Below are 17,086 nucleotides of genomic sequence, written 5' to 3'. Positions count from 1 at the left end.
CTTGTCGGTCATCTCGGTGGGGTACTGCTGTGTTCTGCCGGTGTCGTCGGATTCTCCGCCGGTTCCGGCTCGTCGGGTTCCGGACCGGGCGTCGGCCCGTCGGTGGATCCGGGGTCGGTGTGCCGGTAACCCGGGTCTTCGGACCCGTCACCACCCGGCGAGGTCCGCACCGACCCGGCATCGTCGGCCCGCTCGGGATCCGGTGGCCACGAGTACCCCGCGTCGTCCGACCACGCACCCGAATGAACTTCTTCGATGTGCAGCGTACGTCGTCGTTGCTGATAGGTTGCCGCGGCGAGCAATCGCTCCTGCTCGTCGGGCTCGGGACGGTCGGCGTCGGCCGGGTCGGGTTCGCCGCGGAAACGGTGCCAGAGTCGCCGTGCCGTCAGCAGCACCAGGGCTGCACCAGCGATGATCGTGATGATGAACAACGCCTTGCCGTAGGCGTTGGAATGCACCGAGAGTCGGATGTCGGAGCCCATCGGCAGGCCGGTGACCGTCGCGATCGAGATGGTGACGGTGATCGCCTCGGAGGTCTCGGCCCGCGTCGGCAGCTGCAATTGGCGCGTGCCGCGTGCCGGGATCTCGATCGTCCCGACGTCGCCGATGTCGAGGTCGTGGGGCGCGCTGGTCCTGATGTCCACCCGAATGGGCAACGCCAGATCGTTGCGCACCACCAGTAGCAGTGGGCTGCGTTCGGAGGCGAGCGTGTAGCGACCGCCCGGGTCGAGGATCGTCACCGCGGCCCGCATGCGATCCAGCGTCGAGGTGACGGCACGGATCGTCTGCGCCCGGGTGTCGGCCAGTCGGGTGCGCGTCGCAGCGCCGGCCCGGGCGGGCACGGTCAGCGAGCGCAGCATGTCCTCGCGCAGTGGCGCGAGGTAACGCTCCGGGGTGGTCTCCACGTCGGCCGAACTCACCAGCGAGCCCTGCAGCTGGTAGCTGAGGTCGGCCTGCTCACGCATCGCGGTCGCCGTCTGCTCCGGCAGGGGCACCGACACCGATGCCACCGGTCCCACACCGGGCAACGGGGCCAGCCGGGCGTCGGCGCGCGCAGCGTCTGCCGAGTCGACGACGCTGGTCAGCGGGGTGGGGGTGGCGACCCTGGAACCCAACAGCACCTCTGCGGTGGAGATGAGTGCATTGGCGTCGTCGGTGGTCGGCGACCAGTACAGGGACGGAAGAACCACCTGCGAGCGACCGGTCGTCGGCTGCTCCGCGGTCGGGGCGACGGAGCCCTGCTCCGAGTCGCCGCGCTCGTCATCGGGAGTGTCGACCGCGGCGAAGGCCAGCGCGCCGATGCCTGCCTGACGTCTGCTCAGGGGCGACTCCGCAGCGAGGTCGACCGTCTGGTCGGCAGGCGTGATCGCCGGTGTCGACGGGTCGGTCCCGAGAGCCGCGAGTGCGGCGGTCACCGGCTCGTCGTAGGACTGCGCGGCCAGCGGTCCGACGCGGTAGGCGCCGGTGCTCTGCGGTTGCGTGGTCGACAGATTGCCCGCGGAGGTCAGCACGGTGGTGTGCTTGGTGTCCTCGAGCAGTGTCGCGCCCGCCTGGTTGATCGCGCCGAGGGCCGGAATGGTCAGTCCGCGAACGCTTTTGACGCCGAGAATGGAGTCGACGACGTCGGCGGGGGAGTCCAGTGCGGCCGCGGTCAGGCCCGAATTGTCGATCTCGGCGAGTGCAGAGAGGTCCGCCCCGGCAAAGGGCAAGGCCACCACGCACAGTCGCGAGGCGACGTCGTGCAGCTCGTTGAGCCAGGTGGTCGCCGCGTCCTGACCGGTGCCCGGCACCGTCGACGACGTCGGGTCGGACGGATCGGAGGACACCACGTAGCCCAGCGACATCGCGCGCACCGTGACGAGCAGATTGGGGTCGACGGCCAGGCACATGCTCCGCGCGAGGTCCGAGGTCTGACCGGACTGTGCACCCGGTGCGGGGGCCACCGACGACGGCGCATTCGGGTCGGGCGCCGACGGCGGCGCGGCGTCGGCGATCGCCCGCAGCGGGGCGAGCACCGAATCCAACCGACCGCCCGGCGACAACGAGCGGGCCATGTCCTCGCTGATCAGCCGCACCGGTTCGGTGTTTCCGCCGAGGGCGCCCGGAGCGAGCTGCGGGGGCGCGGCAATCGGCCACAACAGGGTGAATCGCGACGGACTGGAAGTGTCGGCGGACACCGAACCGTCGGCACCGAGACCGGGGGTCACCGACGACGCGTCGCCGCTGCCCGGGTCGGTGTAGGAGGCCGCCCGACTCCGGTCCGGCGGCAACGACAGCACCGGCAGCAGCGTGCGCGATCCGGCGACCTGGGCGACGCCGCCGTAATCGGGGAGTCCGTTGACGTTGAGCTGCAACGGATACACCCCGCGTTGCGAGATCTGCAGACCACCCGTACCCGACAACGGCGCCGTAATCGAAAAGCTTGCCTGCGCACCCGGGCCCAGGGTGTCCGACGACAGATCGGTGAAGTCGGTGGCCGCCGCGATCGGTGGATGCTCACCGGCCAGCGCCGACCGCAACTGTGTGGCATTGGTCAGTGCGTCGCCCCGCTCGAGCCGGATACCCAGATCACGCAGTGTGCGGCTGCTGGTGTTGACCACATGCCCGGAGATCGCCACCGTAGAACCCGAACTGCTGGTGACCATCGACGGCGTCATCGAATCGATGACGATCTGGGCAAATCGATCCGGTTGTGAGGTGGCGTCGGCGCCGGGTGCCGCAGCGGCCGGGGCGGCCGACAACACCGCGGCCGGGGCCGCCGACAACATCGTCAGCATTGCCACTGCGACGACCGTGCAGAAACGAGCCCACCATGCGCGCCCCGACGAGCGTTCAGCCATCACCGGCCGCGGGGCGGCGGGGACGCCTCCGGCGCCGACGCGAGGGCGCCGCGGGAGGCGGCTCGTTTCGGCGCTGGTTGCGGGCGGCTGCGGCTCTCTCATAGGCGTTGGGTTCTGTGCGACTGCTCTCGGCCTCGGACTGGGCCAACCGCTGGGGGTCGGCGGCCAGGTCGGCGATGACACCGCGGGCCATGCGGGCCAGTCGTCGCTCGTCAGAGTACGTCAGTCGGCGGGGTAGCTCGTGCAACGGCACCCACGCCACCTCGCTGACCTCGTAGTCCGCATCGGAGAGTTCGCCGCCGACACTGCGCAACAGATAGTGGTGCACGGTCTTGTGGATGCGACGACCCTCGCTGACGAACCAATAGTCGATCTTGCCCAGCGGCGCGACCACCAGGCCCTGGATGCCGGTCTCCTCGGCCACCTCGCGGACCGCGGTCTGCTCGGCGGTCTCCCCGGTCTCGATGTGGCCCTTCGGCAACGACCACATCATGCGCCCACGTCGGTCCACGCGGCCGATCAAGGCCGCCGACAGTTCCTCGACCGGCAGATCGAGGTCGGAGATCACCAACCCGCCCGCCGACGTTTCCCGGACGGTGCGTAAACGCTCCGCGCGCTCCGGACGACGATTGCCGCGCCTGCGCCGACCCGGTGCAGGCGTCGCCGCGTCCTGGGTGAGGCCGGTCTTGGTGATCTGGGCCGACATCACGGCCATGTCCGACGGCTTCGGCGCGCTCACCCGCGTGCCCTTGCCGGTCGGTGTGGCGGCGGCCACGGACGCCGGGGACGGGTGACGGGGACCCCCGGGCTTGGGCGCGTGCACACCTGTGCCGTGCCCTCCTGTCCCGTGCCCTCCTGTCCCGTGCGCGCCGGTCCCGTTGACCCCGGTTCCGTTCACGGGAGCCGCCGACCAGTTCACCGGGCCGGGCTTGGCGGTTCCGTTCTTGCCTGTGCCGTTCTTGCTCGGGCCGTTCTTGTCGGCGCTGGTGCTGGTGTGGTTCCTGGTACCGCCGGCCCGATCGGCGAGATCTGCCGGAGATGGCCGTTTCGGGCGGGGCGTCGGATGCTCGGCACTGGTCGGAGGCGTTTCCGGGCGTGGATGGAACTCCGCATCCAACCGCGATTCCGGAGTACCCCGGCGCTTCCGGCGACCCCGACGACCACGCCGCCGACCCTGCCCACCGACACCATGCGCCTCACCCGACCCGGCCTCTGCGGCCTGGCGCCCACCCGCGTTGACGTCGGCGGAGACGTCTGTGGGGTCGGTTGACGGGTCGGTGGGCACGCCTTCGATGCTAGCTGCTGGTCACCGGCCGTTTGCCCACATGGTGCTGGCAGCAGCGCAGACAGGCGTATCCGGTCGCTACAGATCCGGCCCGCTCGCTTCGCTCCCGGCGCCTGGCCCCGATCCGGCCCGCTCGCTTCGCTCCCGGCGCCTGGCCCCGATCCGGCCCGCTCGCTTCGCTCCCGGCGCCGGTAGGCTGTCGTGCCGTGACCGAGCAGCCCCACCCCGACACCACCGCCGAGCGCCGCACCCGGCTCCTCGCCGCGGCGGCGGTGTCGCTGCGCGCGCTCTCCGACATCACCGAACCGCTCGGCGCACTCTTCGCCGACGCCGGCCACGACCTCTATCTCGTCGGCGGCTCGGTTCGCGACGCCGTCCTCGGCCGCCTGGGCACCGACCTCGACTTCACCACCGACGCCCGACCCGAGAAGGTCCAGGAACTGTTGTCCGGCTGGGCCGACACCATCTGGGACACCGGTATCGAGTTCGGCACGATCAGCGCTCGCCGCAAGGACCTGATCCTCGAGATCACCACCTACCGCGCCGAGAAGTACGACGGCGTCGGCCGCAACCCCGAGGTCACTTTCGGCGACTCCATCGACGACGACCTCGTCCGCCGCGATTTCACGATCAATGCGATGGCCGTGCGCATCGGCCGCGCCGGGGCCCAGGAATTCCACGACCCCCTCGACGGATTGTCGGCCGCCCTTGCCGGGATCATCGACACCCCCGCGACCCCGCAGGAATCCTTCGGCGACGACCCGCTGCGCATGCTGCGTGCGGTGCGCTTCGTCTCCCAACTCGGCTTCGACGTCGCACCCCGCGTTGCCGCGGCAATCACCGACATGGCCGAACAGATCGATCGCATCACCCCCGAACGTGTCCGCGTCGAACTCGACAAGATGATCACCGGCGCGCACCCCATCGAGGCCATCGAACTGATGGTCGACACCGGACTGGCCGAGCGCGTGCTGCCCGAGGTGCCGGGGATGCGTCTGACCATCGACGAGCATCATCAGCACAAGGACGTCTATCAACACTCGCTGACCGTCCTGCGGCAGGCCATCGATCTCGAGGACGGCGACCCCGATCTCGTCCTGCGCTGGGCGGCGCTGCTGCACGACATCGGCAAACCGGCCACTCGTCGCCACGAACCCGGCGGCGGCGTGAGCTTTCACCATCATGAGGTGGTCGGCGCCAAGATGGTCCGAAAACGTATGCGCGCGTTGAAGTATCCGAAGGCCGTCGTCGAAGACGTCGCATCGTTGGTGTTCCTGCACCTGCGCTTTCACGGATACGGCGACGGTGCCTGGACCGATTCCGCGGTCCGCCGCTACATCACCGACGCCGGGCCGCTTCTGGACCGTCTGCACAAACTCGTGCGCGCCGACTGCACCACCCGCAACAAGCGACGGGCCCGGCGCCTGCAACAGAACTACGACGATCTCGAACGCCGCATCGACCAACTCCGCGCCGCCGAGGACCTCGCCCGTGTCCGCCCCGACCTCGACGGCAACGCGATCATGGAGTTGCTCGGTCTACCGCCGGGGCCGCTGGTCGGCAAGGCCTGGCGCCACCTCAAGGAACTACGCCTCGACCGCGGGCCGCTGTCCCGCGACGAGGCGGAGGAGGCACTCCGTCAGTGGTGGGCCGAACAGGGCGGGGCGGGCACCGCGTAGTCGCGCGAGGGTCGTGCCGGAACTGCGTCAGTACCCCATCGTCCGCAGGGCGTCGGCGAGCCGGTCGAGGTCCTCGCGGCGCACGTCGAGGTGAGGGCTGATCCGCAGCACCGCCTGGTCCCCGGCCAGCGGTGCCCGCCACGATTCGGCGGCGGTGACCAGGATGCCGAGCTCGTCGAACAACCGATCGCGAGCGGCCCGGAGGTCGGAATCCTGCCAACCCGGCGGTGGGGCGAGGGTGACCAGCGCAGACGGTTCGTCGACGGGTTCGCAGACCACCCAGCTGCCGATCCCGTCGAGGCGTTCGCGGGTCGCGCGGCCGATCGCCGCGAGCTCGCGGAAGACTCGTTGCTGGCCGATCTGCTGCAGTTCGGCGACCGCGACACCGAGCCCCAATCGGCCCGCGAGGAACGCCTCCGAACTCTCGATCTCGACGGTCCGCAACGAGTCCCGGCGCACCGCGAGAAAGCCGACGCCGCGGGGCCCGGTCAGCCACTTGCGGCTGGTGCCGTAGACGATGTCGGCGCCGGTGACGGTGGGGACATGGCCCACCGACTGCGCCATGTCGACGACGACGGGCACCTGTGCCGCATGGGCGATCTCGACGATCCGCGCCACCGGCTGCACCACCCCCGACATCGACCCGATGTGGCAGATGTGGATGAAATCGGGCTGCTCGAACTGCAGCATGTTCTCGAGCGCATCGAGGTCGATGTGCCCGTTGAGGTCGCCGTCGGGCAGTGGGCGCACGGCATAGCCGCGACGTTCGAATTCGACGAGGTTGGGCCCGAACTCGTTCTTGGCCACCCACACCGTGGTCGAGACCGGCAGGCTCCACCCGTTGAGCAGTGCCCGCAACGCCGCCCGCGCACTCTCGCGAAAGGTGATCTCCTCGGCGGTGTGTCCGATCAGAGAAGCGAGATCCCTTGTGTCCCTGGCGAATTCTTCGGCACGGTCATCGGCGGCCACATAGGATCCACGCTCGGCCTCACGCCACAGGTGCGCCGAGATGGTCCCGATGACGGCGTTGGACGACCGACCCGCCGACGCCGAATCGAGATGGGTGATCGCCGGCGACAGTCGCGCCCGGTGGAACTGCTCGCCGAGAACGCTGACGTACATAGCCGTTGAACCTACCGTGTGGGTCGTCGCCGCGACCATCGACCGTCGAGGGAACCGTGGACCCCGCCCGTGCGTCCAATACCCCATGGATCCTGTCCTGGAGTACGTGTTCGGCAATGGCGACTCAGAGCCCACGCACTGGCACACCCCCGCCGACACCGATACCGACGCCGACGGTGTGCTCGACGCGATCGCGCTCGACTTCGACGGCGACGGTCGTCGCGACGATCTGCTCATCGACACCGACGCCGACGGCATCGCCGACCTCGCGGCCCTCGACCTCGACGACGACGACACCGTGGAGCACCACTATCGCGACTCGGGAAACGGGATCTGGGGTGTCGCCGTCCCGACACGGGAGGCGCCTGCGCCACACATCCCCGGCACTCCCACCCCGGCCACCCCCACCCCTGCGGATCCCGCTCCCACCGACACCCGGGTCCAGGCGCACGACCTCGACGGCGACGGCACCCCCGACATCGAGATCCTCCTCGACGCGGGGGCGATCCGACGGCTCTACGTCGACACCGACTCCGACGGCCGCCCCGACCAGGTGCTCGTCGACTCCGACGGCGACGGCACCGCCGATGCCGCCTACGCCGAGGGGGAGCCCGGTTTCGGCAGGTGATCGTCGGGGACGGGCGGCGGTGAGTAGTTGTGGCGGGCAGGATGCAGGCCGCGGACCACCACGATTCCGATGAGATAGAGCGCGCACCCGATCAGCACGAGCGGCACCGAGCGGCCGTCCGGGGAGATGATCACCGCGGTGATCACCATCGCGATGACATAGGCGAGGTTGAACAAGGCGTCCTGCACGGAGAAGACCTGTCCGCGCACGGAGTCGGAGATGTCCACCTGCATGGCGACGTCGCCGCACAACTTGGTGGTCTGCCCGACCAATCCGAGCACGACGGCGGCCACGCAGAAGCCGGGGATCGTGAACGTCAGCAGCAGCACCTGGGCCAGCGCGCCGAGCAGCAACATGAGCATGATCGTGGCGCGTCTGCCGTAGCGGTCGACGAGGATCGGTGTGGTCACCGCGGCGGCGAAGGCCCCGGTCGCCACACATCCGAGGACCAGGCTGATCCGGCTCAGTCCGTCACCGCCGCCGTGCACGTGCCGGGCGAAGACGAACAGCATCAGGGTGTTCAGACCGAAGACCAGCCGGTGTATCCCGATCGCCGACAGCGCCGCCGACGCCGGACGGCACCGGGCGATCGCCCGCGCCCCGTGCAGAAAGCCGACGGCCACCGCGTGAGCAGCCGAGTGACCGATGTCGTCGGGACGGTCGGGTCCGAGCTGACGGGCCGGAAAACCGTGTGCGACCAGCCCGGCGACGAGCGCGAGCACCACACCGATCAGTGTGGTCTCCGCGCTACCGACGTTGTCGTTGCCGACGAGGGCGCGCATGCCGAGCGCGAGACCTGCACCGACCGACAACATCGCCCCGCCGAGTGTGGTGAACAGCGCGTTCGTCGCGACGATGACCTCGCGATGCGCCACGTGCGGCAGCGCCGCCGACAGCCCCGACGCCACGAACCGGCTGGCCCCGGTGACCGCGAGCGCGCTGATCAGCACCAGGGTGTCGGAACTGCCGGTGCTGATCGCGATCGCGACCATCACGATCAGCAGGGCGCGCAGGACGTTGGCCCACAGCAGGACGCTGCGCCGATCCCACCGGTCCAGCAGCGCTCCGGCGAACGGGCCGATCACCGAATAGGGCACCAGCAGCACCGCGAAACCGAGCGCCGCGGCGAGCGGATCGGCATGGCGTTCGGGATTGAACAGCACGCCACCGATGAGCGCGGCCTGGAAGACTCCGTCGGTGAGTTGACTGGTCAGCCGCACCGCGAGCAGCCGGCCCAGGCCGGGTGAGTGGCTCAGCGAATGGGTAAAGATCTTCCACGAGGACGTACCTTCGGTCACCGCGGAATTCACGTACCTACATTACCGACCGAGCCGACTTCTCATGCGATGATGGATGTCGTGGACGGCGGTGACAGCGCAGACGATCTCACCCCCGACCGGCCCGAGCGCGGCGTCGGCGGTGGCGGCGGAGCCGCGGATGCGGCACGAGACATCGAGTCGGCCAACAGCATTCGGGCCGGCACGCTCCTGCTCGCGTCCACCGATCTGCTCGAACCCACCTTTGCGCGCACCGTGATCTATGTGATCGAGCACAATGACGCGGGCAGTCTCGGAGTGGTCCTCAATCGGGTGAGCCAGACCGCGGTCCACAACGTGATGCCGTCGTGGACCGATCTGGCCGCGCAGCCGCGGGCCCTGTTCGTCGGCGGCCCGGTCAAACAGGATTCGGCCCTGTGTCTCGGCGTTGTCCGGCACGGCGCCGACATCTCCGGGATCGAACAGATCCGGCCGGTCAGCGGCCGCGTCGCCCTCATCGACCTCGACGCCGATCCCGAGCTGATCGGGCCGGTACTCGAGGGCCTTCGCATCTTCGCCGGATACGCCGGCTGGGGGATCGGTCAGCTCGACGCGGAGATGGCCCAGGACAGCTGGATGTTGGCCTCGGCGCTCCCGCGCGACATCCTCGCCCCGTCGACCACCGACATCTGGGCCGACGTGCTGCGCCGCCAACCATGGCCGTTGCCGTTGTTGGCCACCCACCCCGTCGACGTCACCGGGAACTGAGCGCCGACACCCGGTCAGGCGATCCCGCAGGACCGGTGACACGCCTCACAGGTCTTGCTAGGCTCTCGTCCGGTCACATCTCACCGGGGGGACGGCGATGCGGGTACGGGAAATTCGGGTACGGGGAGTCGTCGTTGCGGCGGTCATCGCGATCGTCGCGTTGCTGACCGGCCCGACTCTGGGAGCGGCAGGAACGGCGCACGCGGCCACCGGCCCCGACGGCGGAGCCCCGGCCAAGCGGTGGCTCGCCTCGCACGACGGTCCGCATCCCTACGCCGACGTCAACACCCAATGGGACGTCCCGATCCGGATGAGCGACGGCACCATCCTGCGCGCGAACGTCTACCGCCCGGCCAACGCGGCCCGGATACCGACGACGGCCAAGACGCCGGTCATCGTGACCATGACGCCCTACACCAAACTCGTCTCCGCGATCACCGCGGCCGCGTTGGCCAACCCGGTGCTGGCGCCGCTGGCCGTCCAGGTGGCCTCGGCGATCAACTTGTCGGGCACCCCGATCGACGGCATCAACGACGTCGCGCACCTGATCCGTGATCAGGGATTGCGCAACTTCTCCGTCGACTTCGATCTCGTGCGCAGCGGCTACACGGTGGTGGTCGTCGACGTCCGCGGAACCGGCTTCTCCCAAGGGGATTGGGACGTCTTCCAACAACGGGAGCAGCAGGACTCCGTCGAGGTCATCGACTGGGCCGCCAAGCAGAAATGGTCCGACGGCAAGGTCGGCATGTCCGGCGTCTCGTATTCGGCGATCAACCAGATCCAGGCCGCCAACAAACATCCCGAAGCCCTCAAGGCGATCTTCCCGGTCGAACCGGGCGGCGACCTGATCCGTGACATCGTCGCACCGGGCGGCGCGCTCGGCGTCGGATTCCTGCCGCTGTGGCTGACCCTGGTCAATTCCACCAAGCTGGTCCCCAACGTCGCGTCGATGCTCAACGGCACCTTCGACTGGACGTGGCTGGCCGACCGCCTGCGGGACCCGTTCACCTTCTTCCCGCAACTCATCCAGGCGCTGACCGTCCCGAACATCGCGTCCATCCCACCCCAGCTGCGTGATCTGCTGAGCCCGAATTCCGGTCCGCGGACGGCCTGGCAGGATCACGCCGACACGATCACCACCCCGACGCTCATCTACGGCGGATGGTTCGATCTGTTCACCAACTCCGAGGTCGCGATGTACAACAAGATCCCCCTCGCGCCCGGACGTAAGCAGTTGATCATGGGCGACGGTTACCACCTCACGATCGGCGGTGGGCAGGGCCGGCCGGGTACGCCACCACGTCTCGACGTGCTGCAGAAGGCGTGGTTCGACAAGTGGCTCAAGGGAATCGACAACGGGATCGACCGCTACGGCCCGGTGAACCTCAAGCAGGTCGGCGACCGGTGGATCACCGCCTCGCAGTTCCCCCGCGCGGGCATGACCCGTCAGCGCCTCTACCTGGGTGATCGGCGCTCGGGCACGGCCCCGTATGCGCTGGGTGACGGCAGTCTGGGCATCGGTGTCCCGGCGACCCGCGCCCGGATGACGGTGGCGCCGGGACTTGCGACGCTGTGTTCGCGCGACTCGGCACAGCAGATGGCCGGCCTGACCGCGATCTTCCCCGACTGCGCCGACGACGCACGGATCTCCGAACGCAACGCGCTGAGTTTCACCAGCGCACCGATGACCACCACCCGCAGCGTCAGCGGCTACGGCAACGTGCATCTGAACACCGTGCTCGACGCCCCGGACGGCTACTGGACCGCGACGCTCAACGACGTCGCCCCGGACGGCACGTCCAAGGTCATCAGCTCCGGGCAGGTGGTCGCGTCGCTGCGCGAATATGACCGTAGCCGTTCGCAATTCGCGCCCAACGGGGATGTGATCGATCCGTTCTACACGCTCACCCTCGACACCCGCCACCCCGTGACGCCGGGTAAGTCGGTGGGCATCGACATCGGACTCCTACCGACGGAGGCGCTGATCGGCAAGGGTCACCGGCTGCGGATCGACGTGTTCGCGATGAACCTGCCGCGCGGGCTCCCGCTGCGGCCGCTGCTCAACGATTCCGGGCTTCGACCCCAGCACATCGAGCTGGATCCGAGTAACCCCAGCTTCGTGAACCTGCCCCTGTCGGCACCCCTGTGAGAAACCCCCTGGACGGTTCATCGTTACGGTGAACTGGTGCACGCCTTCGCCGACTGGCTCATCGGGGTCATCGAGTCGGTTCCCTCCTGGGCGGTCTACCTGATCGCGGCGGGCATCGTCTACCTCGAGACGGCCCTGCTGATCGCCGGTCTGGTGATGCCGAGCGAGGCGGTGCTGCTCGCGGCCGGGGTCGCGGCAGCGGTCGGCTCCACCAACATCGCCTGGCTGGTGGTCGTCGTGGTGTTGTGCGCGGTCGCCGGGGATGCGACCGGGTATTGGCTGGGCCGGGTCGGTGGGCAGCGGCTCAAGGAGTCGGGGCTCGGGCGCCGATTCGGCGAACAACGCTGGGACAACGCCCAGCAGCGTCTGGAACGATCCGGCCTGCTCGTCGTCGGCACCGGCCGCTGGGTCGGGTACGTGCGGACGATTGTGCCGCGGATGGCGGGCATCAGTCGGATGAGTTTCGTGCGGTTCGGCATCGCTGATGCGATCGGCGCACTGACGTGGGCGTCTGCGGTGCTGCTGGCCGGCTATTTCGCCGGGGCGGTGCTCGGTGCGACGATCCTGCTCTACGCCGTGATCGCCCTCGTGGGTGTGGTCGCGGCCTTCTACGGCGTCAGCTGGGCGGTGCATCGCTGGCATCGCGGTGACATCGGCTGAGAGCCGACCGCTCGGGGAAGGCGAATACAGATTCCACCGATTCGGCGCGACACGCCGTGGAATCGGGGTCGGTGGCCCGCTCCGGTGGAAGCTGTACTCGTACCTGACGCTCTCAGCCCGGTTCCGACCCGGATTCGGCGGCTTCGAGGGCGGCGGCCTCGCGACCGTAGCGGGTGGCCAACCACGAGCACATGATCAGCTGTATCTGGTGAAAGATCATGAGCGGCAACACGATCAGGCCAACCACCGACCCGCTGAACAACACCGTCGCCATCGGTAGACCGGTCGCGAGGCTCTTCTTGGTGCCGCAGAACTGGATGGCGATGGCGTCCTCGCGGTGGAAGCCGAGCCGTCGTGGCAGCCAACCAGTCAGCCACAGCATGAACGCGACGAGCACGATCGCGACCACCGCCATCGCCACCACCTGCCACACCCCGACGATCGACCAGATGCCGTTGCGCACACCCTCGCTGAACGCGGCGTAGACGACGAGCACGATCGACCCGCGATCCACGTACTTCGTCGGCTCGGCGAATCGCTTCAGGATCGGCGTGACCAGTGGCCGGCACAGCTGGCCGAGGATGAACGGCACCAGGATCTCCAGCAGGATCTCCAGGACCTGCGACCCGGTGATGTGCACACCGTTGGTGCTCGACATGAGCACCACAACCAGCACCGGGGTGAGAACGACGCCGAGTAGGTTCGACGCCGACGCACTCACGATCGCGCCCGCGACATTGCCCCGGGCCATCGAGGTGAACGCGATCGAGGACTGCACCGTCGACGGCACCAGGCACAGATACAGCAACCCCGATGTGAGGTCGTCGCCGATCACCGGCCGCAGCAGCGGTTGCAGCGCGAGCCCGATGAGGGGGAACACCACGAAGGTGAAGGCCAGGATGATCAGGTGCAGGCGCCAGTGCGTCAGCCCCTCGAGTGCCTGCCGGGGGTGTAGTCGGGCGCCGTAGAGGAAGAACAGGAAGCCGATGGCGACCACGACGACCCAGTCAAGGACGTCGGCGAATTGGCCACGGGCCGGCAGGAAGGCCGCGGCGACGACCGCTGTGAGGATCGCCAGGATGAACCCGTCGATCGGCGAACGGCTCAGTAGGGAGCGCATGCGGTCGCTCAGCGCTGGGCGGTGTCGGCTGCCGGTTCGGCCGCGCACACACCACGCAAGGTGCATGATGCGCAGCTCGATTCGCCACACTCGTCGGCCGGGCCCTGCGCGTCGGTTTTCGCCGCATCCGTCGCGGGGGCGGTGTGGTCATGGGAGCCGGCATCGGCAGAACAGCATGAGCAACCCGAGTCGTCGTCGGGGTCGACCGCCCAGCGCGCCGCGCGCACCCCGTAACCACTGACCACGCCGACCACCACCAGCGCGGCGAGCAGGGCGCCGACGGCGAACAGGAACGACCACGTGCCGCCGACACCGAGCGTCAGCAGGCCGCCGGCGATCAGGATCACCGCGGCGCCGAGGGTGCCGGGGGCGGCCACCTTGTTGGCCAGCGCGAAGGCCTCGTCGGAGACCAGCGTCTCCGGTGCGCGAACGCCGAGCCAGCGGTTGCGTCGCAGCGTGCCGCGCAGACCGGCAACCCCGACCACGACCCACACGAGGGCCAGGACGAACACGCAGACGGCGACGACGACGGACAGAACGCTCACCCGACCACCATACGAGCTGGGGCAGGCAGGGGCGAAACTCGCCCGCGGACTCCGCGCGCGAGTGGGACGAGTGCCGCTGCAGTGTGCCTCGGGCCACCATTTACGCTGGTGGGGTGACTTCAGCGGATACCTCGACCCCACCGGCCCAGGGCACCCATCGCTACACGGCCGAACTCGCGGGACAGATCGAGCAGCGCTGGCAGCGGAACTGGTCCGACCGGCACGCCTTCGAGGCGCCGAACCCGGTAGGGCCGCTGGCCGGTGATCTCAGCGCCTTCGGTGGCGGCGCTCCCGACTCGCCCGAGAAGGTCTTCGTCCAGGACATGTTCCCGTATCCCTCGGGTGCGGGTCTGCACGTCGGACATCCCTTGGGGTTCATCGCCAGCGACGTGTTCGCCCGGTATCAGCGGATGATCGGCCGCAACGTCCTGCACACGATGGGTTTCGATTCCTTCGGTCTGCCCGCCGAGCAGTACGCGGTGCAGACCGGTACCCATCCGCGGACCACCACCGAGGCGAACATCGAGCGCTACCTCGGTCAGATCCGCAGGCTCGGGCTCGGTCACGACGAGCGGCGCCGTGTGGCCACCACCGACGTGGACTTCTATCGCTGGACGCAGTGGATCTTTCTGCAGATCTACAACGCCTTCTACGACGCCGAGCAGCGCAAGGCGCGGCCGGTCTCCGAGCTGATCGCCGAATTCGATTCGGGTGCACGCACTCTCGATGGTCACGACAAGTTCGGCGGGCGTGTGTGGGCCGATCTGTCGCCGGCCGAGCGCAACGAGGTCGTCGACTCCTATCGTCTGGTCTATCAAAGTGATTCGCTGGTCAACTGGTGTCCCGGGCTGGGTACCGTGCTCGCCAACGAGGAGGTCACCGCCGACGGTCGCAGCGACCGCGGCAACTTCCCGGTGTTCCGTAAGCACTTGCGGCAGTGGATGATGCGCATCACCGCCTACTCCGACCGCCTCCTCGACGACCTCGAGGACCTGGATTGGCCGGAGAAGGTCAAGACCATGCAGCGCAACTGGATCGGGCGTTCCCGGGGCGCGCAGGTCCGCTTTGCCGCCGGCGGCACGACGATCGAGGTCTTCACCACCCGCCCCGACACGCTGTTCGGCGCCACCTACATGGTGCTCTCACCCGAGCATCCGCTCGTCGACGAGCTGACCGCCGACGCCTGGCCCGACGGCACCGATCCCCGATGGACCGGTGGCGGTGCCGACACCCCGACCGCCGCCATCGCGGCCTACCGCACCGCGATCGCCGCCAAGTCCGATCTCGAGCGGCAGGAGAACAAGGAGAAGACCGGCGTCTTCACCGGCACCTACGCCACCAATCCCGTTGACGGGCGCGAGATCCCGGTGTTCATCGCCGACTACGTGCTGATGGGCTACGGCACCGGGGCGATCATGGCGGTGCCCGCTCACGACGGTCGTGACCATGAGTTCGCCACCGTCTTCGGCCTGCCCATCCTCGAGGTCATCGGATCCGAGCAGGGGGTGGCCACCGAACCGTTCGTCGGCGACGGGCCGCTGGTCAATTCCGGTTTCCTCGACGGCTTGCGCGTCGAGGAGGCCAAGGCCGCGATCACCGCGTGGCTCGAGGAGCGCGGTGCCGGTGAGGGCACCATCCAGTACAAGCTGCGCGACTGGCTCTTCGCCCGGCAGCGGTATTGGGGCGAACCGTTCCCGATCGTCTACGACGCCGACGGTCAGGCCCACGCGTTGCCGGAATCGATGCTGCCGGTGGAACTCCCGGAGGTCGATGACTACGCACCGGTCTCCTTCGACCCGGAGGATTCCGGGTCGGAGCCGTCCCCGCCGCTGGCCAAGGCGACCGAGTGGATGACCGTCGAGCTCGATCTCGGCGACGGTCGTCAGACCTATACCCGTGACGCCAATGTGATGCCGCAGTGGGCGGGCAGCTCGTGGTATCAGCTGCGCTACATCGATCCCACCAACGACGAGACGTTGTGCGCCAAGGAGAACGAGGCCTACTGGATGGGCCCGCGGCCGGCGCTGCACGGGCCGAATGATCCCGGCGGCCTCGACCTCTACATCGGTGGCGTCGAGCATGCGGTGTTGCACCTGCTGTACTCGCGCTTCTGGCACAAGGTCCTCTTCGACCTCGGTTATGTGACCAGCCGTGAGCCGTACCGAAAGCTGTTCAATCAGGGCATGATCCAGGCCTACGCCTACACCGACTCGCGCGGCATCTACGTGCCCGCCGAGGAGGTGACCGAGCGTGACGGGAAGTTCTTCTACAACGGCGACGAGGTCTCCCAGGAGTACGGGAAGATGGGGAAGTCGCTGAAGAACTCGGTGACCCCCGACGACATCGCCGCCGACTACGGCGCCGACACCCTGCGTCTCTACGAGATGTACATGGGGCCGCTCGACCAGTCTCGCCCGTGGGCCACCAAAGATGTTGTGGGACTGCAACGATTCCTGCAGCGGGTGTGGCGTCTGGTGGTCGACGAGGAGACCGGCACGGTGTGCGTCACCGACGCCGAGCTCGACGACGTGACGAAGCGGTTGCTGCACACGACGATCGCGGAGGTGCGAGAGGAGTTCGCCGGGCTGCGTTTCAACATCGCGGTCGCGGCGCTGATCAAACTCACCAATCACCTCACCAAGCAGTTCGAGGGTGGTGCCCCGCGCGCCGCCGTCGAGCCGCTGGTCACCATGCTCGCCCCGCTGGCCCCGCACATCGCCGAGGAACTCTGGCACCGCCTGGGCCACGATGAACTGCTGGTTCGGGGGCCTTTCCCGGATGCCGACCCGCAGTGGCTCGTCGCCGACTCCGTCGAGATCGCCGTGCAGGTGAAGGGAAAGGTCAAGAGCCGCATCACCGTTGCCGCCGATGCCGACGAGGCCACGCTACGTGAGGTGGCGCTGGCCGACGAGAAGATCGTCGCCCTGCTCGACGGGGAGCCCCGCAAGGTGATCATCGTGCCGGGGCGATTGGTCAACATCGTTCCATGACGGCTCGCGGTGATGGTGCCCGCCGGCCACCATCACCGCGAGCC

Annotated in this window: 12 protein-coding genes; 6 read left to right on the top strand and 6 right to left on the bottom strand. The window is 68.6% G+C overall.

The window, feature by feature from the left end; all coding sequences use genetic code 11:
- Positions 1-8: 8 nt before the first annotated feature.
- Positions 9-2,840 (bottom strand): DUF6049 family protein, encoded by a 2,832-nt coding sequence (locus GOPIP_RS05555; RefSeq protein WP_280110114.1) that lies wholly within the window; start codon positions 2,838-2,840, stop codon positions 9-11.
- The gene (locus tag GOPIP_RS29000) at positions 2,833-4,125 is read right to left on the bottom strand and encodes an NUDIX hydrolase (protein WP_006368593.1); all 1,293 of its coding nucleotides are present in this window, start codon (positions 4,123-4,125) and stop codon (positions 2,833-2,835) included. The genes GOPIP_RS05555 and GOPIP_RS29000 overlap by 8 nt, the downstream gene beginning before the upstream one ends.
- A 206-nt stretch (positions 4,126-4,331) precedes the next feature.
- Between GOPIP_RS29000 and GOPIP_RS05545 the strand changes: the two genes are divergently transcribed.
- A complete protein-coding gene (locus GOPIP_RS05545) occupies positions 4,332-5,804 on the top strand; it encodes a CCA tRNA nucleotidyltransferase (protein ID WP_006368592.1) in 1,473 nt (490 codons plus the stop codon).
- Positions 5,805-5,831: 27 nt separating this feature from the next.
- Here GOPIP_RS05545 and GOPIP_RS05540 read toward each other — a convergent pair whose 3' ends face one another.
- Complete coding sequence (locus GOPIP_RS05540) at positions 5,832-6,926, bottom strand: aminotransferase class V-fold PLP-dependent enzyme (RefSeq protein ID WP_006368591.1); 1,095 nt, start codon at positions 6,924-6,926, stop codon at positions 5,832-5,834.
- A gap of 85 nt (positions 6,927-7,011) precedes the next feature.
- On the opposite strand from GOPIP_RS05540, the gene GOPIP_RS05535 reads away from it, so the two are divergent.
- Entirely contained in the window at positions 7,012-7,554 is a 543-nt protein-coding gene (locus GOPIP_RS05535) for a hypothetical protein (RefSeq protein ID WP_006368590.1), read from the top strand.
- On the opposite strand, the gene GOPIP_RS05530 is transcribed toward GOPIP_RS05535, so the two are convergent.
- Positions 7,521-8,864, bottom strand: a complete 1,344-nt coding sequence (locus GOPIP_RS05530; RefSeq protein ID WP_006368589.1) for an MFS transporter — start codon at positions 8,862-8,864, stop codon at positions 7,521-7,523. The genes GOPIP_RS05535 and GOPIP_RS05530 overlap by 34 nt on opposite strands.
- 36 nt (positions 8,865-8,900) lie before the next feature.
- On the opposite strand from GOPIP_RS05530, the gene GOPIP_RS05525 reads away from it, so the two are divergent.
- The 3 genes from GOPIP_RS05525 (at position 8,901) to GOPIP_RS05515 (ending at position 12,387) form a co-directional block, all read left to right on the top strand.
- The gene (locus tag GOPIP_RS05525; protein ID WP_006368588.1) at positions 8,901-9,578 is read left to right on the top strand and encodes a YqgE/AlgH family protein; all 678 of its coding nucleotides are present in this window, start codon (positions 8,901-8,903) and stop codon (positions 9,576-9,578) included.
- Positions 9,579-9,675: 97 nt separating this feature from the next.
- Complete coding sequence (locus GOPIP_RS05520; RefSeq protein WP_006368587.1) at positions 9,676-11,727, top strand: CocE/NonD family hydrolase; 2,052 nt, start codon at positions 9,676-9,678, stop codon at positions 11,725-11,727.
- Positions 11,728-11,763: 36 nt separating this feature from the next.
- Positions 11,764-12,387: a DedA family protein gene (locus GOPIP_RS05515; protein ID WP_006368586.1), complete on the top strand. Its 624-nt coding sequence runs from the start codon at positions 11,764-11,766 to the stop codon at positions 12,385-12,387.
- A 112-nt stretch (positions 12,388-12,499) separates the two neighbouring features.
- Here the strand turns inward: GOPIP_RS05515 and GOPIP_RS05510 are convergent, their stop codons facing one another.
- Positions 12,500-13,507 (bottom strand): bile acid:sodium symporter family protein, encoded by a 1,008-nt coding sequence (locus tag GOPIP_RS05510; protein WP_006368585.1) that lies wholly within the window; start codon positions 13,505-13,507, stop codon positions 12,500-12,502.
- Between the two features lie 8 nt (positions 13,508-13,515).
- A complete protein-coding gene (locus tag GOPIP_RS05505) occupies positions 13,516-14,052 on the bottom strand; it encodes an SdpI family protein (RefSeq protein ID WP_006368584.1) in 537 nt (178 codons plus the stop codon).
- A 113-nt stretch (positions 14,053-14,165) separates the two neighbouring features.
- On the opposite strand from GOPIP_RS05505, the gene leuS reads away from it, so the two are divergent.
- Positions 14,166-17,042, top strand: a complete 2,877-nt coding sequence (gene leuS / locus GOPIP_RS05500; protein WP_006368583.1) for a leucine--tRNA ligase — start codon at positions 14,166-14,168, stop codon at positions 17,040-17,042.
- The last annotated feature ends 44 nt before the right edge of the window (positions 17,043-17,086 follow it).

This window comes from Gordonia polyisoprenivorans NBRC 16320 = JCM 10675 (assembly GCF_000241325.1).
Taxonomy (GTDB): domain Bacteria; phylum Actinomycetota; class Actinomycetes; order Mycobacteriales; family Mycobacteriaceae; genus Gordonia; species Gordonia polyisoprenivorans.
This window is presented reverse-complemented; position numbering and strand designations above follow the sequence as displayed.